22 protein-coding genes and 1 CRISPR repeat array (1 of these 23 cut by a window edge) are annotated in these 24,401 nt (G+C 66.9%); of the genes, 11 read left to right on the plus strand and 11 right to left on the minus strand.

The genetic code is table 11. From position 1 onward, the window contains the following. Positions 1-65: 65 nt before the first annotated feature. From ACLQ3I_RS15715 to ACLQ3I_RS15765, 11 genes are all read right to left on the minus strand, one after another. Positions 66-1,808, minus strand: a complete 1,743-nt coding sequence (locus ACLQ3I_RS15715; RefSeq protein WP_425803059.1) for a cation acetate symporter — start codon at positions 1,806-1,808, stop codon at positions 66-68. Then, positions 1,805-2,185 (minus strand): hypothetical protein, encoded by a 381-nt coding sequence (locus ACLQ3I_RS15720; RefSeq protein WP_425790139.1) that lies wholly within the window; start codon positions 2,183-2,185, stop codon positions 1,805-1,807. The genes ACLQ3I_RS15715 and ACLQ3I_RS15720 overlap by 4 nt, the downstream gene beginning before the upstream one ends. Next, positions 2,182-2,979: a LytR/AlgR family response regulator transcription factor gene (locus ACLQ3I_RS15725; RefSeq protein ID WP_425790137.1), complete on the minus strand. Its 798-nt coding sequence runs from the start codon at positions 2,977-2,979 to the stop codon at positions 2,182-2,184. The genes ACLQ3I_RS15720 and ACLQ3I_RS15725 overlap by 4 nt, the downstream gene beginning before the upstream one ends. Before the next feature lie 25 nt (positions 2,980-3,004). Beyond that, on the minus strand, positions 3,005-4,219 hold the full coding sequence (locus tag ACLQ3I_RS15730; protein WP_425803568.1) for a sensor histidine kinase: 1,215 nt from the start codon (positions 4,217-4,219) through the stop codon (positions 3,005-3,007). 65 nt (positions 4,220-4,284) lie between these two features. After that, entirely contained in the window at positions 4,285-5,916 is a 1,632-nt protein-coding gene (locus ACLQ3I_RS15735; protein ID WP_425803061.1) for a polyamine aminopropyltransferase, read from the minus strand. A gap of 24 nt (positions 5,917-5,940) precedes the next feature. Beyond that, entirely contained in the window at positions 5,941-6,366 is a 426-nt protein-coding gene (locus ACLQ3I_RS15740; protein WP_425790131.1) for a DUF350 domain-containing protein, read from the minus strand. Positions 6,367-6,447: 81 nt separating this feature from the next. Further along, a complete protein-coding gene (locus ACLQ3I_RS15745) occupies positions 6,448-7,026 on the minus strand; it encodes a DUF4247 domain-containing protein (RefSeq protein ID WP_425803063.1) in 579 nt (192 codons plus the stop codon). Continuing rightward, a complete protein-coding gene (locus ACLQ3I_RS15750) occupies positions 7,023-7,547 on the minus strand; it encodes a DUF2617 family protein (RefSeq protein WP_425803065.1) in 525 nt (174 codons plus the stop codon). Before ACLQ3I_RS15750 ends, ACLQ3I_RS15745 begins: the two co-directional genes overlap by 4 nt. Beyond that, entirely contained in the window at positions 7,544-8,176 is a 633-nt protein-coding gene (locus tag ACLQ3I_RS15755) for a DUF4178 domain-containing protein (RefSeq protein WP_425803067.1), read from the minus strand. Before ACLQ3I_RS15755 ends, ACLQ3I_RS15750 begins: the two co-directional genes overlap by 4 nt. An 82-nt stretch (positions 8,177-8,258) precedes the next feature. Further along, positions 8,259-8,876 carry a response regulator gene (locus tag ACLQ3I_RS15760; protein ID WP_425790124.1) on the minus strand — a complete coding sequence of 206 codons (618 nt, stop codon included), beginning with the start codon at positions 8,874-8,876 and terminating at the stop codon, positions 8,259-8,261. Continuing rightward, positions 8,873-10,108 carry a sensor histidine kinase gene (locus ACLQ3I_RS15765; RefSeq protein WP_425803069.1) on the minus strand — a complete coding sequence of 412 codons (1,236 nt, stop codon included), beginning with the start codon at positions 10,106-10,108 and terminating at the stop codon, positions 8,873-8,875. Before ACLQ3I_RS15765 ends, ACLQ3I_RS15760 begins: the two co-directional genes overlap by 4 nt. 174 nt (positions 10,109-10,282) lie before the next feature. Here ACLQ3I_RS15765 and ACLQ3I_RS15770 point away from each other — a divergent pair, with 174 nt between their 5' ends. From ACLQ3I_RS15770 to cas2e, 11 genes are all read left to right on the plus strand, one after another. Next, entirely contained in the window at positions 10,283-11,323 is a 1,041-nt protein-coding gene (locus ACLQ3I_RS15770; protein ID WP_425803071.1) for an ABC transporter permease, read from the plus strand. Positions 11,324-11,398: 75 nt separating this feature from the next. Beyond that, positions 11,399-12,109, plus strand: coding sequence for an ABC transporter ATP-binding protein (locus ACLQ3I_RS15775; protein ID WP_425790119.1), 711 nt, complete (start codon positions 11,399-11,401; stop codon positions 12,107-12,109). 237 nt (positions 12,110-12,346) lie between these two features. After that, positions 12,347-13,972, plus strand: coding sequence for a chaperonin GroEL (gene groL / locus ACLQ3I_RS15780; RefSeq protein ID WP_425790117.1), 1,626 nt, complete (start codon positions 12,347-12,349; stop codon positions 13,970-13,972). Positions 13,973-14,225: 253 nt separating this feature from the next. Further along, entirely contained in the window at positions 14,226-16,946 is a 2,721-nt protein-coding gene (gene cas3 / locus ACLQ3I_RS15785) for a CRISPR-associated helicase Cas3' (RefSeq protein ID WP_425803073.1), read from the plus strand. Beyond that, entirely contained in the window at positions 16,943-18,559 is a 1,617-nt protein-coding gene (gene casA / locus ACLQ3I_RS15790) for a type I-E CRISPR-associated protein Cse1/CasA (RefSeq protein ID WP_425803076.1), read from the plus strand. Before cas3 ends, casA begins: the two co-directional genes overlap by 4 nt. Next, positions 18,556-19,197, plus strand: coding sequence for a type I-E CRISPR-associated protein Cse2/CasB (gene casB / locus ACLQ3I_RS15795; protein ID WP_425803079.1), 642 nt, complete (start codon positions 18,556-18,558; stop codon positions 19,195-19,197). The genes casA and casB overlap by 4 nt, the downstream gene beginning before the upstream one ends. Then, complete coding sequence (gene cas7e, locus ACLQ3I_RS15800; protein ID WP_425803081.1) at positions 19,194-20,327, plus strand: type I-E CRISPR-associated protein Cas7/Cse4/CasC; 1,134 nt, start codon at positions 19,194-19,196, stop codon at positions 20,325-20,327. The genes casB and cas7e overlap by 4 nt, the downstream gene beginning before the upstream one ends. Further along, complete coding sequence (gene cas5e / locus ACLQ3I_RS15805; protein ID WP_425803084.1) at positions 20,324-21,010, plus strand: type I-E CRISPR-associated protein Cas5/CasD; 687 nt, start codon at positions 20,324-20,326, stop codon at positions 21,008-21,010. The genes cas7e and cas5e overlap by 4 nt, the downstream gene beginning before the upstream one ends. 2 nt (positions 21,011-21,012) lie before the next feature. Further along, entirely contained in the window at positions 21,013-21,687 is a 675-nt protein-coding gene (gene cas6e, locus ACLQ3I_RS15810) for a type I-E CRISPR-associated protein Cas6/Cse3/CasE (RefSeq protein ID WP_425803086.1), read from the plus strand. A 41-nt stretch (positions 21,688-21,728) separates the two neighbouring features. Then, positions 21,729-22,643 carry a type I-E CRISPR-associated endonuclease Cas1e gene (gene cas1e / locus ACLQ3I_RS15815; protein WP_425803088.1) on the plus strand — a complete coding sequence of 305 codons (915 nt, stop codon included), beginning with the start codon at positions 21,729-21,731 and terminating at the stop codon, positions 22,641-22,643. A gap of 8 nt (positions 22,644-22,651) precedes the next feature. After that, positions 22,652-22,993: a type I-E CRISPR-associated endoribonuclease Cas2e gene (gene cas2e / locus ACLQ3I_RS15820; protein WP_425803571.1), complete on the plus strand. Its 342-nt coding sequence runs from the start codon at positions 22,652-22,654 to the stop codon at positions 22,991-22,993. A 64-nt stretch (positions 22,994-23,057) separates the two neighbouring features. Continuing rightward, a CRISPR array of direct repeats spans positions 23,058-24,401; the repeat unit is 29 nt; unit sequence GTGCTCCCCGCGTCCGCGGGGATGAGCCC; it runs 1,432 nt beyond the window's last position.

A 24,401-nucleotide genomic window follows, 5' to 3' on the forward strand; every position in this document is an offset into this window, starting at 1 on the left:
TCCCGCAAGCCCGGCGACCTCGCAGGCCCGGTGATCCCGCGTACCCGGCGCCCACGCCGTCGCGACTACTCCTTCGGCAACCGTTCGATCCCCATCCCGAGGCGTTCCGGAACATGCATCCGCGCGAACGTGCGGGCGAGGTCGACGGGCAGGTGCGCTCGGGTGGCGAGACTGACCAGGATCATGGTGGCGAACGCGAGGGGCACGGTCACCGCGGCCGGGTATCCGATGATCATCGCCGGCCAGCCGCCGAGCGCATCGTTGTCGACCACACCCGCGATCGCCAGGCTGGTCGCCGCCCCCGACGAGAACCCGCCGACCACCAGGCCGGCGACGGCGCCGGGTGCCGTCAGGCCTCGCCACCAGATCCCCAGCACCAGAAGGGGACACAGCGTGGAGGCGGCGACCGCGAACACCAGGCCGACGGTCCGCGACAGTTCGAGCGAGGTGGCGGCGAGCGACAGCCCGATCGGGATCAGACCGCCGATCACGGCCGCTAGCCGGAAGTCGCGGACGCGCCCGCGCAGGACGTCGGTGGCGAGCGCACCCGCGACACTGACCAGCAGGCCCGACGACGTCGCGAGAAAGGCGGCGATGGCGCCCGCGGCGACCAGGGCTGCGAGGAACTGCCCGGCCACCCCGCCGACCGCCGCGCTGGGCAACAGGAGGACCGCGGCGTCGGCGGTGCCGGTGATCAACAGCTGCGGTACGTACAGCCTGGCGAAGACTCCGAGCAGCGTGGGGAACAGATAGAACAGTGCCAGCAACGCGATCACCGCGAGCGCGGTCCGGCGCGCCGACCGACCGTCCGGATTGGTGTAGAAGCGCACCAGTACGTGTGGGAGTCCCATGGTGCCGAGGAAGGTCGCGACGATGAGGGACAGCACTTCGAACAGTGGTTGTCGCCCACCGAGTCCGCCGCCCGAGGCGATCCAGTCGGCCCCGGTGGTCGGGGCGCCCTCCACCACCGGGGTGGCCGCGCCCGCATCGAGGTGGATCATCGTACCGGCAGCCAGGTCGTGTGTTCCCGTGGTAGGGATCGGCACGGCCTCGACGTGCTCACCGTCGAGTGTTCCCGTCACGGTCAGGCCCGCTGTCTCGGTGACTGTCACCGTCACATCGGTGGTGATGTCGACCGTGGTGGCCTGCGCCACGCGTGGTGGTGCGGGCGCGCCGAGTTCTGCCCGGTCGGAGAAGAAGACGGCGAGCAAGGCGAGCGCCGGCACCGCGATCGCGGTGAGCTTGAGCCAGTACTGGAATGCCTGGACGAAGGTGATCGATCGCATGCCGCCTCCGACGACGTTGACGATCACGATCGCGCCCACCGCCACCACACCGATCCACACGGGCGCACCCAGCAGGATGTTCAAGGTGAGTCCCGCACCCTGGAGCTGGGGGATCAGGTACAGCACACACACCACCACCACGACCATCATCGAGGCGAGCCGGGCGGTCGAGGAGCTCAGCCGGAACTCGGCGAAGTCGGGCACCGTATACGCGCCGGACCGACGCAGCGGGGCCGCCACGAACAACAGCAGCCCCAGATACCCGGCGGTGAATCCGACCGGATACCAGAGCGCATCGGCGCCGTACTTGGCCACCAGGCCGGCGACGCCGAGAAAGGAGGCGGCCGAGAGATATTCGCCGGAGATCGCTGCGGCGTTCCAGCGAGAGCCGACGCTGCGCGAGGCGACGAGGAAGTCGGAGGTGGTCCGGGCGAGTCGGCCGCCGTACGCGCCGACGGCAACGGTGGCGACGGCCGCGAGCCCCAGCGCCACCGCGGTGAGCGCATCCACGTCGGTGCTCACCGCTGGTCGCGTTCGTCGTCGACGAGTCCGATGAAGTCGCGTTCGGCCTGTTCGGCGAACCGCACGTAGACCCGGCCGGTGACGTAGAGCAGGGGGTAGAGCAACAGCGCCAGGATCAGCCAGTTGAGCCGGATCCCGAGCACGCTGACGGTGGTGAGCCACGGAAAGATGGTGCCCACCACCGGGATCGCGACGATGATGGCGACCACACTCATCGCCAGGCGCAGGGCGAGTCCCAATTGCGCACGCATCAGCCCGCGCACCAGGGCGTCGCCGACCTCGGTCTGCTCCTGCACCTCGACCCGGGTGCGCACCATTCGCGCGCCGCGCCGCCGCGACAAGACCACCCGTTCCCGCTGTGGCTGTTGACCGGTCATCGCTGCGCCGGGTCGTCCGAGATCGACTTGAGCTCACGCATCGGATCGCGGATCAGCAGATCCTTGAGCTCACGGAGCTGACGGCGACTGACCGGCAGCTCGACGGCGGCCGACGCCCCGTTCGCACGGATGGCCACGACGGTCGTGGAACCGCTCGTGCGCAGTCCGGTCACCATCGGCAGCGCCACCAGATAGGATCGGTGGACGCGCTGGAATCCGTGATCCTGCCAGCGGGATGCCAGGGTGGACAACGGGATTCGCACGAGATGAGCGCCCGACTTCGAATGCAGCCGGGCATAGTCGCCCACCGCCTCCACCCAGGAGATGCTGTCGCGGCGGACCAGCGAGGTGACGCCGGACAACTCCACCGGGATCACCTCGTCGGTGCCGGTCACCCCCGGCGGAACCGGTCCGGGTTGGCCGGAGCTCTCGCGGACCGTCAGGACGCGGGAGATCGCCTGCGTGAGTCGTTCTTCGCGCAACGGCTTGAGGAGGTAGTCGACCGCGCCGACCTCGAAGGCGTCGACCGCCTTGTCGTCGTGGGCGGTCACGAACACGACGGCGGGCGGATCGGCGTACTTGGTCAGCACACCGGCGAGCTCGAGGCCGGAGAGCCCGGGCATGTTGATGTCCAGGAAGATCGCGTCGATGCGATGCTCGTTGAGCTGCCGCAGCGCGTGGGTGGCGTCGCCGGCGCTGAGCACATCGTCGACCTCGGGCTGATGCCGGAGCAGATAGGTCAGTTCGTCGAGCGCCGGGGGCTCGTCGTCGACGGCGAGGACCACCAACGGCATTCGAGGACCTCCCTTCACGGACATGCTAGGCACGGATACCGGCGCGGAACTTGGGGACCCGCATGCCGACTCGGGTGCCCGCATCGATCCCCGTGTCGACCACTAGACCGTAATCGTTGCCGAACGCGGCCCGCAGCCGATGATCCACATTCGTGAGCCCCACGTGGGCGCCGTCGGACTCGCTGCGGGCGGCGTTCTCGGCGGGCGTCAGGGCATCGATGTCGCCGGACCGCAGGAGTTCGGGATCCATGCCGGCGCCGTCGTCCTCCACGGTGATCACACAGTCGGCGCCTTCGTCGCGGGCGATGATCGTGATGGTGCCGCCGCCCTTGCCCGCCAGTCCGTGCCGAACGGCGTTCTCCACGAGCGGTTGCAACGCGAGGAACGGCACGACGACGTTCAGCACCTCCGGCGCCACCTGGAGCTTCACGTTCAGGGCCGGTCCGAACCGGGCGCGTTCGAGCGTCAGGTACCGGTCGATGTTGCGCAGCTCGTCCGCCAGCACGGTGTATTCGCCTGCGGCCCGGAAGGAGTACCGGGTGAAGTCCGCGAAGTCGAGGATCAGTTCCCGGGCCCGGTCGGGGTCGGTCCGCACGAACGACGCGATGGTGTTGAGGGCGTTGTAGATGAAGTGCGGACTGATCTGTGCGCGCAGCGCGAGGACCTCCGCGCGATCGAGGCGCGCCCTCGACGTCTCGAGGTCGGCCAATTCGATCTGGCTCGACACGTACCGCGCGACCTCGCCGACCGCGCCGAGCATGCCCGGTCCTGGACGCTGGGTGGTGGCCACCACGAGCACTCCGACGCTGCTGCCGTCGGCGATCAGCGGTTCGGCGATGAGTGCGCGGACCGGCGATTCCGGACCACACGGATCGTTCACCAGTACTCGTCGCCGATCGGGCTCCGCCGTCCGCGCCGCCTCTGCCGCGGCAGCGGTCAGCGCGTCATCCCACAGGGGATCGTCGGCGGGCTCGTGGGCCAGCACCTCGCCGACCGGATCGTAGAGCGCCAGGGCATCGGCCGCGGTGAGCGCTCGCAGGTGCGGGAGGGCGTCGCGCGCCGAGGACGCCGAGAGGCCCGTGCGTAGCGAACGCGCCGCCTGCGATGCCGTTTGCAGCGCGAAATGGACGGCACGCTCGGTCGGCGTGGTGACCACGCGGCGGGTGCGGATGAGCACCACCGCCGCGACGACGACGAGCACGGCCGCCACGGCGAGGGCGATCGCCAGCTGTCCGGACATGGTCTCCACGATCCCACCTCCCGGGCCCGGTGATCACCTTGACCGCCAAACCGGGACGGCCGAGCTCAGTACACCGACCACTCGCCCTGCGCGTACCGCAGGATGCGTGGGTCCATCAGTGTCGAGGGCGGAACATCGATCGGAGGGCGGTCGGCGGGGAAGACCGCCGCCGCGGCCAACTCGGCCCGGCTGAGGAAGCGCAACGGTTTCGGGGAGTCCACCCGCAGAGCGGGTTTCGACGTCCCGGCCAACAGGTAGCCCCAGTCGCCGAACGACGGCACGTCGACGTGGTAGGGCGTGGTCGCCAAGCCGGCCGCGCGGAGCGTCGCATCGATACACCAGAACGAGTGTGGTGCGAAGTAGGGCGAACCTGCCTGCACCACGGCGCGGCCGCCGTCGGCCAGATGCGCCCGGACGAGTGAATAGAACTCGGTGGAATACAGCTTGGCGGTGGCGGACTCGTCGGGATCCGGCATGTCGACGATGATGACGTCGAAGCGGTCCCGGTTGTCCCGCAACCACGAGAACGCGTCAGCGCTCACCACGGTGCTGCGCGGATCGTCCATCGAACCACGGTTCAGATCGCGCAGGCGGTGGTCGGAACGGGCCAGCCGGATCATCTCCGGGTCGAGCTCCACCAGGGTTGCCGACTCGACGTCGGGATAGGTCAACACCTCCCGCAGCGCGAGGCCGTCGCCGCCGCCGAGGATCAGGACCTTGCCGTGCCACCCGGACAGGGCCGGATGGACCAGCGACTCGTGATATCGGTACTCGTCGATCGACGAGAACTGCAGATCCCCGTTGAGGTAGAGCCGTGTGTCGGGCCCGACCGGCGTGCGGCGCTGGGTGATCACGATGTCCTGATACGGCGTGCGTTCGGCTGCGACGATCGGATCGCGGAAGAGGGCCTGGCGGGCGGTCACCTCGAATCGGTCGGCCCACACCAGTCCCGCGATCAACGTGGCGACGACGCCGACGCCCACGACGCCCAGCACCAGCCCCCGGGTACGGCCCAGGTCATGCCGGAACACCACGAACACGAGGAAACAGCCGGCCGCGGCATTGACCAGCCCGACGACGAGGGCGCCTCGCAATTGCCCGAACAGCGGGAGCAGCAGAAACGGGAAACAGAGGCCGCCGACGAGCGCGCCGATGTAGTCCACCGCGAACATGTCCGCGACCGCGGACCCCGCGTCCTGGCGACGAATTCGCTGCAGCAGCACCATCAGCAGCGGGATCTCGGCGCCGATCAACAGGCCGAGGACGAACGCCACGGCCACCAGTGCGGGTGTGTACAGCGAGAGATAGGAGAACGCGGCGTACAACGCCATCACCGACAACCCGCCGATCAGGGCGAGCGCCAGCTCGATGGCCGCGAACGTGGTGACGGCATGCGATTGCAGGGGTTTGGCCGCCAGCGACCCGATGCCCATTGCGAAGACCATCACCGCGAGCACGATGGAGGCCTGGGTGGCGGTGTTGCCGATCAGGAACGAGCCGAGGGACACCAGGGCGAGTTCGTAGACCAGACCGCATGCGGCGCAGACGAACACGACCGCGAGGAGCGCGGTGCGGGACCATCGGCCCCGTGTGTCCTCGACGGGCTGTGCCCCGTCGACAGGCCGTGCCGTGTCGACGGGCCGTGCCGCGTCGTCGTCGTTCGATGCGCCCGACGCGGATTCCTCGATGGTGGTCATGATTCTGCTGATGCCGGTGTGAGGTCAGAGGATCGAGGCGGCCACGATCAGCGCGATGCCGACGTGGGTGACACCGTGGACCCAGACCGCCGGGTGGCTTTCGGGATGGACGACGAGTTCACCGAGCTTGCCCGGGGTGAACAGGTCGATGATCAGGAAGCTCGCCGTCATGATCACGATGCCGATGATCGTGTACACGACGGTGTAGGTGAGGCCCTCCAGCAGCCTGCCCTGGCTCGCGACGATCGCCGCGGTGACGATGATGGCGACCGCCGCCAGATTGGAGCCGACCAGGATGCCCGCGTTGCGGTTGCGATCCGCCCACAGCTGGTGGCGGAGGTTGCCGGGTGTCAGCACGTCGACGACGGCGAAGGCCAGCAGCATGAGGACCATACCGGTCGCGCCGTAGGCCGCTGCCGCGTAGGCATTCTCGATGAGTCTGGTGAGCACGGTGTCCTCCGGTTCAGGTGATGCTGGACGGTCGGGTGGGCAGATGGGGACTGATCGGTGGGCTCGGTGCGATGGTTTCGGTCACTTGCCGCCACCGCCGGATCCGCCGCCTCGGTAACTGCTGCCGGAGCCGCCGAAATTCGGTGTCGGCACCCAGAAGGCGCCGATGAACGGGAGGTAGTGGTTGTATCCCGATCGGTAGTCGCGGCTGAGCATGACGCGGGTCGTGTTGGCGGTCAAGGGAAACAGCCCGATCAGATAGTCCGGGTACTGCAGGAACTGGCTGCCCGCGACATTGGACGGATTCGCCGTGTCGCCGCTGCGCTGATCGTTGGGGCGCTCCACATCGCTCAACTCCGCGGCCACGGTATCGGGCGTCCCGTCCGCCACGTAGGCGTCGACGTCACCTTCGTCGAGGCTGGTGTCGCGCTGGTAGTGCGACGTGATGTAGCTGCGCGCGCTGGCGTCGTCGCCGGCGAGACCGCGGAACGCTTTCACCGAGCACGACCCGACGATGGCGAGGACGGCGATCAGCACGATCGCGGCGACCGCGAGGTTCCGGGTTCGGCGCAGACCGCGACGAGGATCGTCGTCGCGGCCGGAACCCGGGTCGGGACCGAATCCGCCCGACGGTGGGGGAGGAGGTGGCGGTCGGGTCATCCGCCGGTCTCCGGAGTCCGGCGCAGCTCACTCGAGGTCACCACGAGCTCGGAGCATTGCGGATAGGTGTGCCAGGTCTGCCAGGCGAGTGCGTCGGCGTGCGCCGTCGCGATCACCGCGGTGACCGCGAGCGGCAGCCCGGGAAAGTGGCCCATCACCGCGGGGCCGCCGGCGGCGACGTGGCGGTCGATGCGGTGGCCGAGATTGGCGACGATCGACTGCATCTGGTCGGCATCGCACGACTCGATGCGCGCGGTGAACGTATATCCGTCCTCGACGACGGATTCCGGCAGTGGTTCGTCCATGCCGGGCAGGCAGGCCACCGTCTCGCACAGGCGGTCGATGCCGTCGTCGACCACCACCTGATGGCTTGCGCCGAGGAGTCGCAGCGACACCGTGCGGTCACCGATTCGCCGGTCGCAGCGTGCCAACGGTTCCTGGAGTTCGGCGGTCAGCGAGAAGGCGAGTCGGCGGGCGCTGGTGTCGGCATAGCGGACCTGCAGTCGCGTCGCGCCCTTCACGATTCAGGAGTGGGGTCGGACGGATAGATGCGGTACTCGCTGCGCTCGATCACCTCGCCGCGGGCGCATTCCCACCCGGATCCGAAATCCTCGAACGACAGGCGTTCGTCACCTGCCTCGTAGTCGTGATAGCGCATCGAGCCGCGGGCGGCGAGACCGGTGGTTCCGATCGAGGTGAACTCCGCCGACCCCGACTCGTCGGAGTGATAGCGGCGACCGTCCAACTCCAGGCTGTCCGGTCCGGGGGTGAGCGTCACGCCCGTCAGCTCGTGCCACAGCACCACCTCGAGGTCCGGGTCGTCCTCGACCGAGATCCACGCCTTGCGGCCGGTGCCGGTGTCCAGGAAGTTCTCGGTCCAGAGGTAGCCGCTCTGGGACAATCGGAGGGTCCCGCGTACCGCGAACGTGTCGCCGCGGAGGTCGACCAGGTCGCTGGGTTTCAGCTGCCGGGGATCACCGCGCACCGCGTCGTCGTCGGCGGTCGAGAACGGGTCGCCGGGCCGGTACGCCCGGTCACGCAGCGCGTCGGACTCGGCCTGCCGCAACTTGCGGTTCCCCAGGAAGTTGAACACGACCACGACCGCGATGATCAGCAGCAGTGCCACGATGACGATCAGCAGGATCTCCACGCGCCCGACCCTATCGGTAACCGGTCGAATCGGACATCCCGGCCATGTGCGCGAATGACGGGACCCCCGTGGGCGAACGTCGTCAGAGCAGTCCGCGTCGGCGAGCCTCGGCGACCACCCGCGTCCGGCTGTCCACGCCGAGCTTGTCGAAGATGTGCACCAGGTGGGACTTGACGGTGGCCTCGGAGATGGTGAATGCGCGTGCGATGTCGCGGTTGGAATCCCCGTCCGACAGCCGGCCGACGATCTCGAGTTCGCGTTGTGTGAGGGCGGTCTCCGGCGACTGCATCCTCCCGAGGAGCCGGGCCGCCACCGGTGGCGCCAGGACCGTCTCCCCGGCGGCCGCCGATCCGATCGCGCGGACGAGATCGTCGGGGTCGGCGTCCTTCAACAGATAGCCGGTGGCACCGGCCCGGACCGCGCGCAGGATGTCGCCATCCGTCTCGTACGTCGTGAGGATCAGCACCCGCGGCGGATTCGGAAGCGCCCGAATGGATTCGGTTGCGTCTACCCCGTCACCGCCGCTTCCGAGCCGCAAGTCCATCAGGACCACGTCGATGTCCCCGCGCTGCACCGCGGCCAGCGCATCCGCTGCGGTACCGGCCTCCGCCGCGATCTCGATACCGTCGACAGGTGCCAGCACGGCGCGCAGGCCGGCCCGCACCACCGGGTGGTCGTCCACGAGGAGTAGTCGGATCACGTGCCGGCCTCCGCGTCGGTCCCGACGTCGACCGGGATCGTGGCGCGGACCGCGGTTCCGGCGCCGGCCTCGGACTCGACAGTCACATCACCGCCCCGCTCGGCCAGTCGGCCGCGCATCGCGGTGAGTCCGTAGCCGGTCCCGTCGGCGCGCGGGCCGTCGAGGGCTGCCGGGTCGAACCCGACACCGTCGTCGACGACGTCGATGCTCACCTCGTCGTCCAGATAGGTCAGGGTGATGGTCGCCGAGTCGGCCCCGGCGTGCCGGCGCGCGTTGGACAAGGCCTCCTGCGCCGCGCGGAGCAGCGCGACCTGGACGCCGGTGGGCAGAGGTCGCGGGTTCCCGTGTTGTTCGAAGACGGTCCGCAACCCGAATGCGGAGCTGTCGTCGGCGAGTGATCGGAGTGCCTGGGTGAGACCGTCTCTCTCGAGCGCCGCAGGGTTCAGCCCGAGGAGGAAGCGTCTCGTCTCGCCGAGCGCTCCGGTCGCGGTGTCGAGTGCCGTGTGCAATTGCTGCGCGCGATGTGCCGGAGTGGACGGCCCGAGTGCCGCGCGCAGCAACATGATCACGCTCGCCAGACTCTGCCCCACGGTGTCGTGGATTTCCCCGGCGAGACGCTCGCGCTCGGCCAGCCGACCGGCCTCGCGTTCGCGGATCGCGAGTGTTTGCTGGGTACGCATGAGCTCGTCGAGGAGGCGCCGGCGTTCCTCCGACTGGGCTCGCAGCCGCTGATAGATCTCGGTCATCACCGCGGCGCAGGCCACCCCGATGACCGGGCCGAAGATCGCTCCCGCCACCCACCGGTCCTGATGTGCGGCGAACCCGATCGCCGCCGCGAGCGCGATCGTCACCTCGATGGGTATCGCGGCCCGGACGGGAAACAGATGCCAGACCAGCAATGCGAGCAGGAACGCCAGCCACACGAACTCGCCGGACAGCACGACGAGGCCCAGCCAGATCAGGATCAGTCCGGCCAACCACAGTCGGGCGATCCGCCCGCGTCGCCGCGAGACCCACACCGCTCCGGCGTAGTACCAGCCGGCGGCCGCCAGCGCGGCCAGGATCGGCACCGCCGGGATCGACGAAGCCACTGTGGCCCGCACCGCTCCGAGCCCGAGCAGGACGGCGAACAACACGTGTCCGGCCAGCAGCACGTGCCGATCGACCTCGGGCGCTGCGCCATCACCCGACGAGATGCCGGGGGGATCGATCTGGCGAGGGGGCGAGGTCACATCCACAAGTATCCCCATCGGGCACCGGTCGCCGCCTCCAACTTTTGATGGACTTCCGGGTCGACCGAACGAGTTCCCGGAACCCATCGGTGCGCCGATGCCCAGCGAGTCCACGCCGCCGAGGCTGGAGACATCGACATCGACATCGACATCGGCAGCGACGAAGGGAGTGCGGTGTTCATCGGCATCCGCGACATCAGATTCGCCACGGGGCGATTCGCCTTGATCTGTGCGGTCATCGCGATGATGACGTTCCTGGTGGTGGCGCTCTCGGCGCTGACCAACGGCTTGCAGAACCAGTCGATCTCGGCGATCAGCAGGTTGCCGGGGCAGACCCTGGTGCTCCAGGACACTGCCGGGTCGGAGGGCCCGTCACTGTCGCAGAGCGAGCTCGACGAATCGACAGTCCGTCGGATCGTCGACGAGAACGGCGGTGGCGCATCCGAACTCGGTGTGACGACCACCCGGATCACGCACGGCGACGTCACCTCGACGGCAGCCGTCTTCGGTGCCGGGACCGATCTGATGCCGACGCCCGACGTCGGCGGGTTGCCGCGCTCCGGCGGCATCCTGCTCACCCGGGAGCAGGCCGATGCATTGGGCGTCGGGATCGGTGACCCGGTCACGGCCGGCCCGACACGCCTACGGGTCGACGCCATCGGCCCCGCAGGCGACTACGCCCACACGCCGGTCGCGTACACGTCCATGGACACCTGGCGCGAGCTCTCGCACGGCCAGAACGCGAGCGCGGTGGTGCTGTCCGGCGGCTCGACCGACGCCCCCGGAACGGTGAGCGTGTCGATGCCGAAAGCCGTCGACACCGTTCCCGGTTACCGTTCGGAGCGCGGGTCGCTGCTGGCGATCCAAGCGATGCTGCTGGCGATCTCCGCACTGGTCGTCGGTGCCTTCTTCGCCGTGTGGACGGTGCAGCGCCTGCGTGATCTCGCCGTGGTGCGTGCTCTGGGCGCCAACCGGTGGTACCTGCTGCGAGACGGTTTCGGGCAGGCGGCGCTCGTCCTGTTCGTCGGCGAGCTGGTCGGCGCGCTGCTCGGGATCGGTTTGGCGGCCGCCGCGTCGGCAGCGGTACCGGTCGCCCTGACCGTCGGCGGCATCGCCCTGCCCCTGGTCGCGATGACACTGCTCGGCAGCGCCGGCGCGCTGCTGGCGGTTCGCCGCGTCACCGTTGTCGATCCGGTCGTCGCGATGTCGCGGTGATCCGGTTCTCGTCGCACCCACCACGAAATCTCCACACCCACGACCTCCGAACGCACGATCCGATAGGAGCCCACCATGAGTCTGTCGCTGTCGAATGTCACGCTCACCTTTGCCGACGGCCGCGGCCGGCTGACGGCACTCGACGACGTCGATCTCGATGTCGCGAACGGCAGTTTCGTGGCGGTGACCGGACCGTCCGGATCCGGCAAATCGAGTCTCCTGTCCGTCGCGGGCACGCTCCTGACCCCGGACTCGGGGACCGTCGAGATCGACGGCACACCGACGACGGGCCTCTCCGACGAGGAGCGGGCACGGATTCGGCGAGACCGCATCGGGTTCGTGTTCCAGCAGGACAATCTGCTGCCATCGCTGACCGCGCTCGACCAACTGCTGCTGACCGTCGATCTGCGCGGACAGAAGCCGGCGCGGCATCGGGACGAGGCGATGGCACTGCTCGACGACGTCGGTGTGGTCGCGGCTGCCGGCCGCCGGCCGCACGAGCTCTCCGGGGGGATGCGGCAGCGCGTGAACATCGCCCGGGCGCTGATGGGATCGCCGTCATTGCTGCTCGTCGACGAGCCGACCTCGGCACTGGACACCGAGCGGGGCAGGGCGATCATCGAGTTGATCGGCACCCTCGTGCGGGACCGGGATGTCGCCGCTGTGCTCGTGAGTCACGACCTGGATTCGATGTCGGTGGCGCCGGGACGCGGCGTGGACCTCACGCTGCACATGCGCGACGGTCGTCTCGACTCGCCGGCGCGGACTTCTCCTGCCCTCGCCTGACCAGACCGCGCCGCCAAGGCCCATGCGGCCGGGGTGCTGGTGCGGCTGCTGCGGAAGTGATCGCCACCTTGCACTCGCCCCGGTCGAGTGCTAAAAACGAGTTTGGCACTCGCAAGCTGTGAGTGCCAGGTCGGGACGGTGAGACCGGTACCGAATGACACACCGGTCGTCCGTCGCGGGCACCGAGTTCCGGCCATAGATACCTGGTGTCACCCCCTATCGGAGGATCACTTACCCATGGCCAAGCAAATCGCGTTCGACGAAGAGGCCCGTCGCGGCCTCGAGCGGGGCCTGAACAGCCTCGCCGACGCAGTCAAGGTGACGTTGGGACCCAAGGGTCGCAACGTCGTCCTGGAGAAGAAGTGGGGCGCCCCCACGATCACCAACGATGGTGTGTCCATCGCCAAGGAGATCGAGCTGGAGGACCCGTACGAGAAGATCGGTGCCGAGCTCGTCAAAGAGGTCGCCAAGAAGACCGACGACGTCGCGGGCGACGGCACCACCACCGCCACCGTCCTGGCACAGGCCCTCGTTCGTGAGGGACTGCGCAACGTCGCTGCCGGCGCCAACCCGCTGGGTCTGAAGCGCGGCATCGAGAAGGCCGTCGAGGCTGTCACCGAGTCCCTCCTGAAGAGCGCCAAGGAGGTCGAGACCAAGGAGCAGATCGCTGCCACCGCGGGCATCTCGGCCGGCGACTCCTCGATCGGCGAGCTCATCGCCGAGGCGATGGACAAGGTCGGCAAGGAAGGCGTCATCACCGTCGAAGAGGCTCAGACCTTCGGGCTCCAGCTGGAGCTCACCGAGGGCATGCGCTTCGACAAGGGCTACGTCTCGGGCTACTTCGTGACCGACGCCGATCGTCAGGAAGCCGTCCTCGAGGATCCGTACATCCTGCTCGTCTCGGGCAAGGTCTCGACCGTGAAGGACCTGCTGCCGCTGCTGGAGAAGGTCATCCAGGCCGGCAAGCCGCTGCTGATCATCGCCGAGGACGTCGAGGGCGAAGCCCTGTCGACCCTGGTCGTCAACAAGATCCGCGGCACGTTCAAGTCCGTCGCCGTCAAGGCTCCGGGCTTCGGTGACCGTCGTAAGGCCATGCTGGCCGACATCGCCATCCTCAGCGGTGGCGAGGTCATCAGCGAAGAGGTCGGCCTCTCGCTCGAGGGTGCAGGCGTCGAGCTGCTCGGTACCGCCCGCAAGGTCGTCGTGACCAAGGACGAGACCACCATCGTCGACGGCGCCGGCGATGCCGACGCGATCGCCGGTCGCGTGGCACAGATCCGCAGCGAGATCGAGAACAGCGACTCCGACTACGACCGTGAGAAGCTGCAGGAGCGTCTGGCCAAGCTGGCCGGCGGTGTTGCGGTCATCAAGGCCGGCGCGGCCACCGAGGTCGAGCTCAAGGAGCGCAAGCACCGCATCGAGGACGCCGTCCGCAATGCGAAGGCTGCCGTCGAAGAGGGCATCGTCGCCGGTGGTGGCGTGGCCCTGCTGCAGTCCGAGGCTGCGATCTCCGGTCTGTCGCTGACCGGTGACGAGGCCACCGGCGCCAACATCGTGCGCGTCGCGCTCGAGGCTCCGGCCAAGCAGATCGCCATCAACGCCGGGCTCGAGCCGGGCGTCGTGGCGGACAAGGTTCGCAACTCCCCGCTGGGCACCGGCCTCAACGCCGCGACCGGCGAGTACGAGGACCTGCTGGCCCGTGGCATCAACGACCCGGTGAAGGTCACCCGCTCGGCGCTGCAGAACGCTGCGTCGATCGCGGCTCTGTTCCTCACCACCGAGGCCGTCGTCGCCGACAAGCCGGAGAAGAACCCGGCCCCGGCAATGCCGGGTGGCGACGAGATGGGCGGCATGGGCTTCTGATCTCCTGATCAGAGTCCTGCTGCCGGTTGAGGTGCGAGGCACGAGCCTCGAAGCCTCGGCACGCGCTCAGACCGAAGGCCGGTCACCCCACGTGGGTGACCGGCCTTCGGCGTGGGTGGCGGCGGCCCCGATCACGCTAACTCTCGCACACAACGGCGGTTCGTCGATTCGCACGAAATCTGGTTGAAAGTGCGCTTTCGACGTCGTAAGCGCGTTTAATTACACGCGTGTGAGTCGGGCGATCGGGGGACACGTGTTGAGTCGACAGGTCCTGGCGGCATGGGCCAAATCGGACCGGGAGTCGGACGGATGGCTGTCGCTAGTACGCCACTGCGAAGACGCGGCCGAGGTCGCCGGGTACCTGTGGGATGAGTGGCTGCCGCGCTCGACGCGACGATTCCTGGCGGGGGGCAGCACCGACGACGTTGCCCGTATTCTCGGCCGATTCCTCGCGGGAACGCATGATGTCGGAAAGCTGAGTCCCGCGTTCGCGATCCAGGTTGACATGCTGTGTGGGCCGATGCGTGACGCCGGACTTCGATTTCCGTTTCCCATTGATCATCGCAGCGACGCGCCACACTCTCTGGTCGGCTTCATCGCGCTCCAGGGGTATCTGCAGTCGGTCGGGTTCAACAGGCGGACCGCCCGCAGCTATGCCGTTGTCGGGGGATCCCATCATGGCGTGCCACCGACGACGAGTCAGGCTGTCGCCGGTGCCGAGCGGCGCGAGAAGCACTTTGGCGACGCCCAATGGGCCGCTGCCCGTGACGAGTTGATTGCACACGTGATCGAGCATGTCGACGCGCAAAGTCTGCTGGAGAGGTGGGCGTCGACGCCGTTGACGCGCCCACAGCAGGTTCTCTGGACCGGCTTCGTGATCATGGCGGATTGGATCGCCAGCAATGGTCATCTGTTTTCACTGTCCGAGCGCACCGAGTCTGTCGTGGCGGCAGCCGACGCGTGGCGCGAACTGGATCTGCCGGCACCGTGGTTCGCGGATCCGCCGGACGATCTCGGCGACTTGATGACTGACCGATTTGAACTGCCGCCAGGCGCGGTACCGAATGCTATGCAAGGTGCTGTCGTCGACGCAGCAAGGGCGATGACCGAACCGGGGATGCTCATCATCGAGTCGACGATGGGATCGGGCAAGACGGAAGCGGCCTTCGCCGCGGCCGAGTATCTGGCCGCGAAGTTCGGACTCGGCGGTGTTTTCGTTGCCTTGCCGACGATGGCCACCTCCGACGCCATGTTCACCCGGGTGCACACCTGGCTGTCGAACCAGGGGTCCGAGGTGGTGACCAGCGTGATGCTGGCACATAGCAAGTCGCACCTCAACGACGAGTTTCGAGGTCTTGACCGCACGAGCAGGCTGGTGGACATCGGAACCGACTCCGACGGCACGCCGACGGGCTGCACGGCCGAGGTCATCGCCCATCAGTGGTTCTTCGGCCGGAAACGGTCCATGCTGGCCGACGTGGTGGTCGGTACGATCGATCAACTGCTGTTCGCCGGTTTGCAAGCGAAGCACGTGATGCTGCGTCATCTCGCCCTGGCGAACAAGGTCATGGTGATCGACGAGGTGCACGCCGCCGACGAATACATGCGGCACTACCTGATCCGATCCCTCGAATGGCTTGCCGCTTACCGTATTCCGGTGATCATGATGTCGGCCACGTTACCCGGCGATCAGCGTGTGGCCCTCGCCAGAGCGTATGAGAGTGGCCTCGGCGGCGCGTCGGCCGGCGGCGACGACATCGGCGGCGACCTCGGCTATCCGGTGGTCACCTCGGTCGGCGTGACGAGGTCCATCTCCACCGTGCCACAGGAGACTTTGACGTCGGTGACCATCGAGCGGCGCGACGACGAGGACGCCACCCTGGTCGCCCTGTTGCGCGATGCGATGGCCGGAGGTGGTTGCGTGGCGGTGATCCGTAACACGGTGCGCCGGGCCCAACGCACGGCCGGCGTGTTGCGTGCCGAATTCGGTGACGACGTCGTCCTCCTGCATTCGCGGTTCGTTGCCAAGCACCGGTCCGATCTCGAGAAGGAACTCGTGGGTCAGCTCGGTCGTGAGGGGCGTCGTCCGAAGATGCGGATCGTCGTCGCCACCCAAGTGATCGAACAGTCGCTCGACCTCGACTTCGATCTGCTGATCTCCGACATCGCACCCGTCGATCTTCTTCTCCAACGCGTCGGGCGGCTCCACCGCCACCGGCGTGAGCGGCCGGCGGCGCTGCAAAAGCCTCGCCTGGTGCTTACCGGCGTACTCGATTGGCACGCCGAACCCCCGACGCTCGACACCGGAGCGACGAGGGTCTACGGCGCGTCGCGCCTGTACCGCTGTGCTGCGGTATTGGACGGTCGCGAGACGATCACGCTGCCCGCCGATGTCCCGAAGTTGGTGCAGGCGGCCTACGCAGAGCAGGTCGCGGCAGCGGACGCCTGGACCGCGACCATGGTCGCGGCCGATCGACAACAAGCGGCACGCGCCGCCGACCAGCGTGATCGCGCCGAGACGTGGCGGCTGAGCGCGCCGTCGGGCCGCGATCTCATCGACTGGTTCACAAAGAACACACTCGATGCCGACGACCCACGCGGATATGCCCGGGTCCGTGACTCGGATGAATGCATCGAGGTGCTGTTGACCAGAAGTGTCGGTGGAGTGGTGTACCTCTTACCGCAGTGTGGCGGAGACCTCATCGATACGCACTTCGAGCCGCCATCGCGCCTGGCGCGAAAGGCACTCAACTCGTCGATTCGATTGCCGATCGAGCTGAGTCGCCCGGACAAGATCGACCGCACCATAACCGAATTGGAGCTTCGCATGTATGAAGGATGGCAGTCCTCGAAGTGGTTGGCCGGTGAACTCGTCGTCGAACTCGATGAGAGCAATTCAGCCGAGGTGCTGGACTATCGGGTCACCTATGACGAGAACGACGGCTTGCTGGTCGACCGGATCGAGACCCAGTGACCGGGAGTTTCAACCTCATCGACGAACCCTGGATCATCGTCTTCGACCGAGACGGCCGTGCAAGGGAGCAATCGATCGCACAGGTGTTCCGAGATGCGGGCGAAATCGTCACCGTCGGCGGTGACATCCCGAGCCAGCAGTTCGCGGTCATGCGACTGCTGCTGGCGATCCTGCGTCGTGCGGTCGACTGGGGCGGTGATCCCCTCGAACGGTGGGGTGCGTTGTGGGAGCGGCGAACACTGCCGGCGGACGAGATCGAACGATATCTGCAGTCCGTGCACTCGCGTTTCGATCTGCTCGACGATGTGGCGCCGTTCTATCAAGTGACCGACTTTCCGACCGCCAAGCCCGCGGTCCGGCCTGTCGGGGTCATGATTGCCGACCTCCAGGGAAAGCACCCGTTCTTCTCGACGCGCGCGGGTTCCGGCGCCGCTGACCTCTCGCTCGCGGAGGCGGCGCGATGGATCGTGCACACGCAGGCGTATGACCCCTCGGGGATCAAGACCGGCAGCGTCGACGATCCGAGGACGCGGAAGGGGAAGGGCTACCCGATGGGTATCGCGTGGACAGGACAGTTGGGCGGGGTCCTGCTCGAGGGCGCGACCCTGTCCGAGACGCTGCTCTTGAACACCGTCCTTGTGTACGAACAAGAGTCGTCCGTCATCGCAGATGACCGCCCCGCCTGGGAGAGACCGCACCCGGGTGTCGGAGCACGCGACGCACCGATCCCGTCTGGACCGATCGATCTACTGACGTGGCAGAGCCGACGAATCAAGGTGATCTACTCTGCGTCCCGCGCCGTGGGCGTACTCGTCGGAAACGGCGATCCCATCGAGCCACACCGTCAGCGTCGTCGTGAGTACCTGTCCGGGTGGCGGTTCAGTGCCAACAAGTCGAAAGAATTCGGTAGTGACACCTACTACCCCAGAACGTTCGACGCTGATCGCTCGGTGTGGGAGGGATTCGAGAGTTTACTGACCGATGTGGCTGAAGGAAACCGAGGGTATGCCCCTGCGGTCGTCGGCTGGCTCGACAAGGTCGTCGACGAGGGATACGTCGACGACGACGCATTCGTGTCTCCACACACATTCGGATTGCGGTACGACACCCAGGCCAGTGTGGTCGGCGCGGCGGTTGACGATCGAATCAGTATGAGAATGGCCAACTTCGGTCGGGCTGGCTGCCGACGAGACGCGATCGATGCGGTCCGGACCGCCGGGGCCGTGGCCGCCGCGGTCGCGAACTTGGCGCGTGATCTCGCCGTGGCGTCCGGGGGTGTCGGCGACGGTGAGCGGTCGTCTGCGCACGCAAGGTTTCTCTCCGCGGTTGACATTCCCTATCGTGGCTGGCTCACGAGATTGGGCGTCGAACGGACCGATCAGCTCCAGATCAGCTGGCATCGAACTCTTTACGGTATCGCCACGTCTATCGCCGGTGAGCTCATCCGGAATTCCGGTAGGCCGGCGTTCATCGGGAGAACTGTTGCCAACAGCCGGGGCGCCCACCGGTTGGTGGACGCCGCCGGCGCCGACCAGCTGTTTCGGTCGGTCCTGCGTCGAGAGTTGATCGGAGCTGTGGTGAACGAATCGAACGAGTTGGAGAGTGCACGATGACGAGTGGTACTCGAGAACAACCGCGAGCCCCGCTCGGCAGTCTCGGTGAGGTGGTATCGAAGTACGTATGGAATTTGCAACGCGCCGTGTTGGCCGATCATCGGGAGTCGGCGGTCGTGGTCCAGATGGCTCGCCTGCGACACGCGGCGTCGTCCGAACCAGGCAGTGTGCCGGCGGTGTGGCCCGAGACAATCGATCTCGTGCCCACTCGGCTGCAGGGTGGTGACGAACCGTCCACATCCGAACGTGCGGCCCACGTGGCGGTCACCCTCTTCGCTTTGCATCAACAGGGCCGGGCTACGCCTATGCACCGTGCCGGCGGATCGCTCGGATCGGCCGCGCGGGCACTGAGTGTGGCAACGGACCGCGAGGTCGCCATACGTCGGCGGTTCCAGGCGATCGCACTGTCCGACACCGATGCCGGGATCGTTCATCACCTGCGGTCGCTCGTGACTTTGCTCAGGGGGTCGAACATCCCGCTCGACTACGGGCGTTTGGCCGACGACCTCCATACGCTCTTCGAACGTCGCCATCCGGAGCGGGTCCGACTGCGCTGGGGCAGAGACTTTCGCCCACGATCTCAGCGGCCAGACAGCGACGAAGAATCGACCGACGACACCAACGACACCGAGAGATGAGCGACAGAATGTACATCGACATCCATATCCTCCAATCGTTACCGCCGAGCAATGTCAATCGAGACGACACCGGTAGCCCGAAGACGGCCATCTACGGGGGTAGTCGTCGCGCGCGCGTATCGAGCCAGGCGTGGAAGCGGGCCACGCGCAAGCGATTCAACTCAACCTTAAACAAGTCCGAACTCGGTTATCGGACAAAGCGGCTCGCCGAATTACTCGGCGATCTGTTGACAGATCGGGTCGTCGGGTTGGGGAAGACTGACGCGTACGCCCTTGCTTCCGCGGTGTTCGCCGCGAGCGGCATCAAGATGACCACTCCCAAGGCCAAGAAAGGAGAGCCCGCGAAGCCGGACGAGTCTGGCTACCTGATATTCCTGAGTGCAGCGCAACTCGACGCGCTCGCCGAGTTGGCGGCTAACGCTCACTCGACCGGTGAGCTGCCGGACAAGAAGCGTGTCAAGCAGGTCATCGACACCGACCACAGCATCGACGTCGCGCTGTTCGGTCGGATGGTCGCCGACGACGCAGACCTGAACGTGGATGCGTCCGTGCAGGTCGCTCACGCCCTCGGTGTCCAGGCGGTGGAGCAGGAGTTCGACTATTTCACCGCTGTCGACGATTTCCACGAATCCCGGCATGAGACCGGAGCGGGCATGATCGGCACCATTGAGTTCAACTCGTCGACCCTGTACCGATACGCGACCATCAACGTGGCCGGCCTCGCGGCCAATCTTGGTGATCTGTCGGCAACTTCCCGGGCAGCCGCCACATTCGTCGAGTCCTTTGCGCTGTCGATGCCCACCGGCAAGCTCAACACCTTCGCCAACAATGTGGTACCAGATGCGGTGTTGATCTGCATACGTGACGATCAGCCGGTCAACCTGGTCGGAGCATTCGAGGAAGCGATCGAACCCGCTGTCGGCAGTGGTGTCCTGTCGCAGGCGGCGCAGTCGTTGGCGTCACGAGAGTCGGACGTCGCCGCCGCGTACGGAGGTCCGACCGCAAAGTTCTTCACGGCCGTGAACCCGGCCGCCGACGCGTTGGCTGAAGTGGGGGAGAGGTTGAGTATCGCCGAGTTGGTGGCGAGAGTGTCCGCTTCGGTCACAACAGAGTTGAGCGCACCGGCGTGAGCACTCTGGTCATCTGTCTCGCCGGTCCCATGCAGTCTTGGGGCGCTTCGAGTCGCTTCACGAACCGTGGCACACGTACCGAGCCGACGAAGAGCGGTGTGCTCGGTCTCCTTGCTGCGGCGCAGGGGATCAGGCGCTCAGAGGACATCGAACATCTCCTGGATCTGAACTTTGGGGTGCGTGTCGACCAAGAGGGCTCCCTGGCAAGGGATTTCCAAGTTGCCCGCAGTCTCGACGGTACGCGCACGATGCCATTGTCCGTTCGCTACTATCTCGCTGATGCCGTCTTTGTCGGCGCGGTCGAAGGGGATGCCTCGCTGATCTCGGCCCTGGAGTCGGCGCTGTCGAGACCGACTTTTCCCCTGTATCTGGGTCGACGCTCGTGCCCGCCGAGCCGGCCCGTGTATCTTCGAAAAACTACCGACTCGCTCAGAGACGCCCTGTCCTCGACTCCCTGGCAGGCATCCGAAGACCGCCGGCGGCGCCAAGCGAACGTGGTGACTCTGCGCGCGTTCGTCGACGGCATGCCCGGCGTCGGGTCGCAAGTTCGTGACGTCCCGGTGAGCTTTGATCCTCGTCGACGTGAATACTCCTGGCGAACAGTCGAAGAGATCTCAATCCCGATCGACAACTCCAACGGTCGACCGGTGCATGATCCGATGGCACTGCTCGGAGGTGGCTGACTATGTATCTAACGAGGATGCCCATCAACAGGCGACGGCGAGGTGCAGCCAAGCTGCTGTCGAATCCGGAGGCCATGCATGCGGCGGTGGAGGCATCCTTCGCGCCCGGCATGTTGACCGACGCTGGAGCTAGGGCGCTCTGGAGGATTGACTCACCTGCGGCCGACGAGATCCACCTGTACATCGTCAGCCCGGTCGAGCCCGACCTCTCTCATGTCGTCGAGCAAGCCGGCTGGCAGACTGGAGCGATGTGGCAGACCCGGGACTACCGGCCTGTTCTCGATGCTGTCCAGGAAGGACGGCGATTCTCGTTCCGGCTGCGCGCGAATCCGGTGCGCAGCATGAGAGCAGAGAATTCTGCGCGCACCAAGCCGGTTGCCCACGTGTCGGTCGCGCAGCAAGAGCAATGGCTGCTGCAAAGAGCGGTCGGCAATGGGTTCGTGGTGACAGCTGGACTCCAAGCGAGTCCAGCTGTGCGGGTGGTCGATCGGGGAGTGATGCGATTCGGTAAGGGAGGCGGGCGACGTGTGACTGTCGCCCACGCGACATTTGAAGGAGTGCTGGAGGTGACCGACGCCGAGCGCTTACGGCGAACGCTCAGCTGCGGTATCGGTCGTGCGAAGGCGTACGGTTGCGGATTGATGACTTTGGCCGTCCCCCCGGACACTCTGAGTTGAACAACGTCCCAGGTCCTCCGCCGGTGCGGCCGTCGGAACTCGTGCGTGCATCCGAACGCGTCTCCTTCATCTATCTCGAGCGGTGCACTGTTCACCGGGACGGCAATGCAATCATCGCTACCGACGAGCGCGGCGTTGTGCACATTCCCGCCGCGACGATCGGTGCGTTGCTGCTCGGACCGGGAACCCGAGTCACCCATCAGGCCATGACCTTGATGGCTGAATCCGGCTCGACTGCTGTGTGGGTGGGAGAGCAGGGGGTTCGCTACTACGCGCACGGTCGCCCGCTCGGACGTTCCAGTCGGTTGCTGGATGCACAGGCGAGGGCCGTCTCGAACAGGGACTCGCGACTCGCGGTGGCGAGAGCAATGTACGCGATGAGGTTCCCCGGCGAGGATACGTCGTCGTTGACGATGCAGCAGCTGCGTGGAAAGGAAGGTGCGAGAGTCCGACGGTCTTATCGTGAGCACGCTGAGCGCACCGGCGTGGAGTGGACCCGACGCGACTACGACCCGAACGATTTCGAAGCCAGTGACGATGTAAACAAGGCGCTGTCGGCGGCGACGACGTGTCTGTACGGTGTTGCCCACGCGGTGACGGTCGCTCTTGGCTGTTCGCCCGGACTTGGCTTCGTACACACCGGCCACGACCGTTCCTTCGTATACGACATTGCCGATCTGTACAAGGCCGAGATCGCCATCCCGGTTGCATTCGACGTGGCTGCCGCAGACGTGGACGACATTCCGGCCGTGACCCGTCGTCAAGTGCGCGACATCGTGTACCAAAGCAAACTCCTGCCGCGCTGCGCGGGGGACATCAAACAGCTCCTGCTGCCGGACGACGATGACGTACCCGACTTCGATGCCGATGTGGTCTATCTCTGGGACGATCGCGGCGAAGCAGTGAACAGCGCACAGAGCCACGACGCGGACTATGACTACGAGGTCCCGTGGTAGTCCTCATCGTGACGGCATGCCCGGCAGGTCTTCGCGGACACCTCACCCGTTGGTTACTCGAGATTAGTCCAGGTGTCTTCGTCGGAGTTCTGTCCCGACGAGTGCGAGAGCTCCTCTGGGTGCGCGTGCGGGAACTTGTCAAAGACGGCCGGGCCATCATGGTCTACCCGGCACGAAACGAGCAGCGACTCGAATTCCTCGTACATCGTTACGACTGGGAACCCGTCGACGTCGATGGGATTCGCCTGGTTCGTCGGCCGCATACCGGGGAGGCATTGCCGTCGGCTGCACAACCGCGGGCGGGACGAAGCAAAGCCAGCCGGTATCGAATGGCACGCAGGAATCAATAGTAGACGCGGCGTCGATCTGAAGTAAGATGCGGTGGGCCGTCGGCAACTATGCAGGTCACGAAGTGTGCTCCCCGCGTCCGCGGGGATGAGCCGAGGGTGTCCTGTCGATCTGGGCGGCCCTGCAACGTGCTCCCCGCGTCCGCGGGGATGAGCCCGTATGACAAGCACCGCTTCGCACCCATACGGGGTGCTCCCCGCGTCCGCGGGGATGAGCCCTGCACCGCATCCGTCTTGGTGACAGTCACCTTGTGCTCCCCGCGTCCGCGGGGATGAGCCCTTCTCGACCGTCCGCGCGACGACAGACTCCACGTGCTCCCCGCGTCCGCGGGGATGAGCCCGCCCGCATGAAGCAGCTTGACGACATGGGCATGTGCTCCCCGCGTCCGCGGGGATGAGCCCGCGCCGCAATCCTTGGCCGAACGGCCAGATCTGTGCTCCCCGCGTCCGCGGGGATGAGCCCAGCAGATGGCAAACAGGCTGGGCACCACAGTTGTGCTCCCCGCGTCCGCGGGGATGAGCCCGGCTAGAGATCGACGTACTGATGGGCGACGGCGTGCTCCCCGCGTCCGCGGGGATGAGCCCGCCTTGATGGTGTCCGGCCCGCTGGTCTGGTTGTGCTCCCCGCGTCCGCGGGGATGAGCCCACGCCAGCATTCGCCGGCGGCGGGATGCTCGCGTGCTCCCCGCGTCCGCGGGGATGAGCCCGCTTCCGCCTCGGTGTGCTCGGTCGCGATCGTGTGCTCCCCGCGTCCGCGGGGATGAGCCCTGCGACAGAGCTTCCCGCGTCAGCGTCTGATCGTGCTCCCCGCGTCCGCGGGGATGAGCCCGATGCCAACGCGATCATCAAGGTCAGCGTCGGGTGCTCCCCGCGTCCGCGGGGATGAGCCCCCACCGTGCGCATGGATCACCGCCGACAAGCTGTGCTCCCCGCGTCCGCGGGGATGAGCCCGACCACGTCATCAAGCCCGTCGGTAACAGCATGTGCTCCCCGCGTCCGCGGGGATGAGCCCTTCAGTCCGCCACTGTTCGTCCTGGACGCCTGGTGCTCCCCGCGTCCGCGGGGATGAGCCCACCAGCCCCGCCGAGGTGCAGGCCGCGATCACGTGCTCCCCGCGTCCGCGGGGATGAGCCCTCCCGCGCGCCGGGACCGTCGAGGACCGCGGTGTGCTCCCCGCGTCCGCGGGGATGAGCCCCTGTCGGCGAAGCACTCTTCGAGGGTTTGGATGTGCTCCCCGCGTCCGCGGGGATGAGCCCGTCGGCATGCGCAATGGGTTCGGCGGCACCAAGTGCTCCCCGCGTCCGCGGGGATGAGCCCACCGACCGACCCTTCTTTGCGTGCATGTACGCGTGCTCCCCGCGTCCGCGGGGATGAGCCCTCGCCGGCGCGCTCGAGTCCCATCACGTCGACG

Source organism: Gordonia sp. DT101 (assembly GCF_049844895.1).
GTDB lineage: Bacteria > Actinomycetota > Actinomycetes > Mycobacteriales > Mycobacteriaceae > Gordonia.

Excerpts from the sequence above, each read along its gene's own strand:
- ACLQ3I_RS15775 (WP_425790119.1), top strand. The coding sequence starts at position 11,399 with ATGAGTCTGTCGCTGTCGAATGTCACGCTCACCTTTGCCGACGGCCGC.
- cas7e (WP_425803081.1), top strand. The coding sequence starts at position 19,194 with ATGAGCGACAGAATGTACATCGACATCCATATCCTCCAATCGTTACCG.
- ACLQ3I_RS15725 (WP_425790137.1), bottom strand. The coding sequence starts at position 2,979 with ATGCCGTTGGTGGTCCTCGCCGTCGACGACGAGCCCCCGGCGCTCGAC.
- ACLQ3I_RS15735 (WP_425803061.1), bottom strand. The coding sequence starts at position 5,916 with ATGACCACCATCGAGGAATCCGCGTCGGGCGCATCGAACGACGACGAC.
- casB (WP_425803079.1), top strand. The coding sequence starts at position 18,556 with ATGACGAGTGGTACTCGAGAACAACCGCGAGCCCCGCTCGGCAGTCTC.
- ACLQ3I_RS15730 (WP_425803568.1), bottom strand. The coding sequence starts at position 4,219 with ATGTCCGGACAGCTGGCGATCGCCCTCGCCGTGGCGGCCGTGCTCGTC.
- cas6e (WP_425803086.1), top strand. The coding sequence starts at position 21,013 with ATGTATCTAACGAGGATGCCCATCAACAGGCGACGGCGAGGTGCAGCC.
- ACLQ3I_RS15745 (WP_425803063.1), bottom strand. The coding sequence starts at position 7,026 with ATGACCCGACCGCCACCTCCTCCCCCACCGTCGGGCGGATTCGGTCCC.
- ACLQ3I_RS15720 (WP_425790139.1), bottom strand. The coding sequence starts at position 2,185 with ATGACCGGTCAACAGCCACAGCGGGAACGGGTGGTCTTGTCGCGGCGG.
- groL (WP_425790117.1), top strand. The coding sequence starts at position 12,347 with ATGGCCAAGCAAATCGCGTTCGACGAAGAGGCCCGTCGCGGCCTCGAG.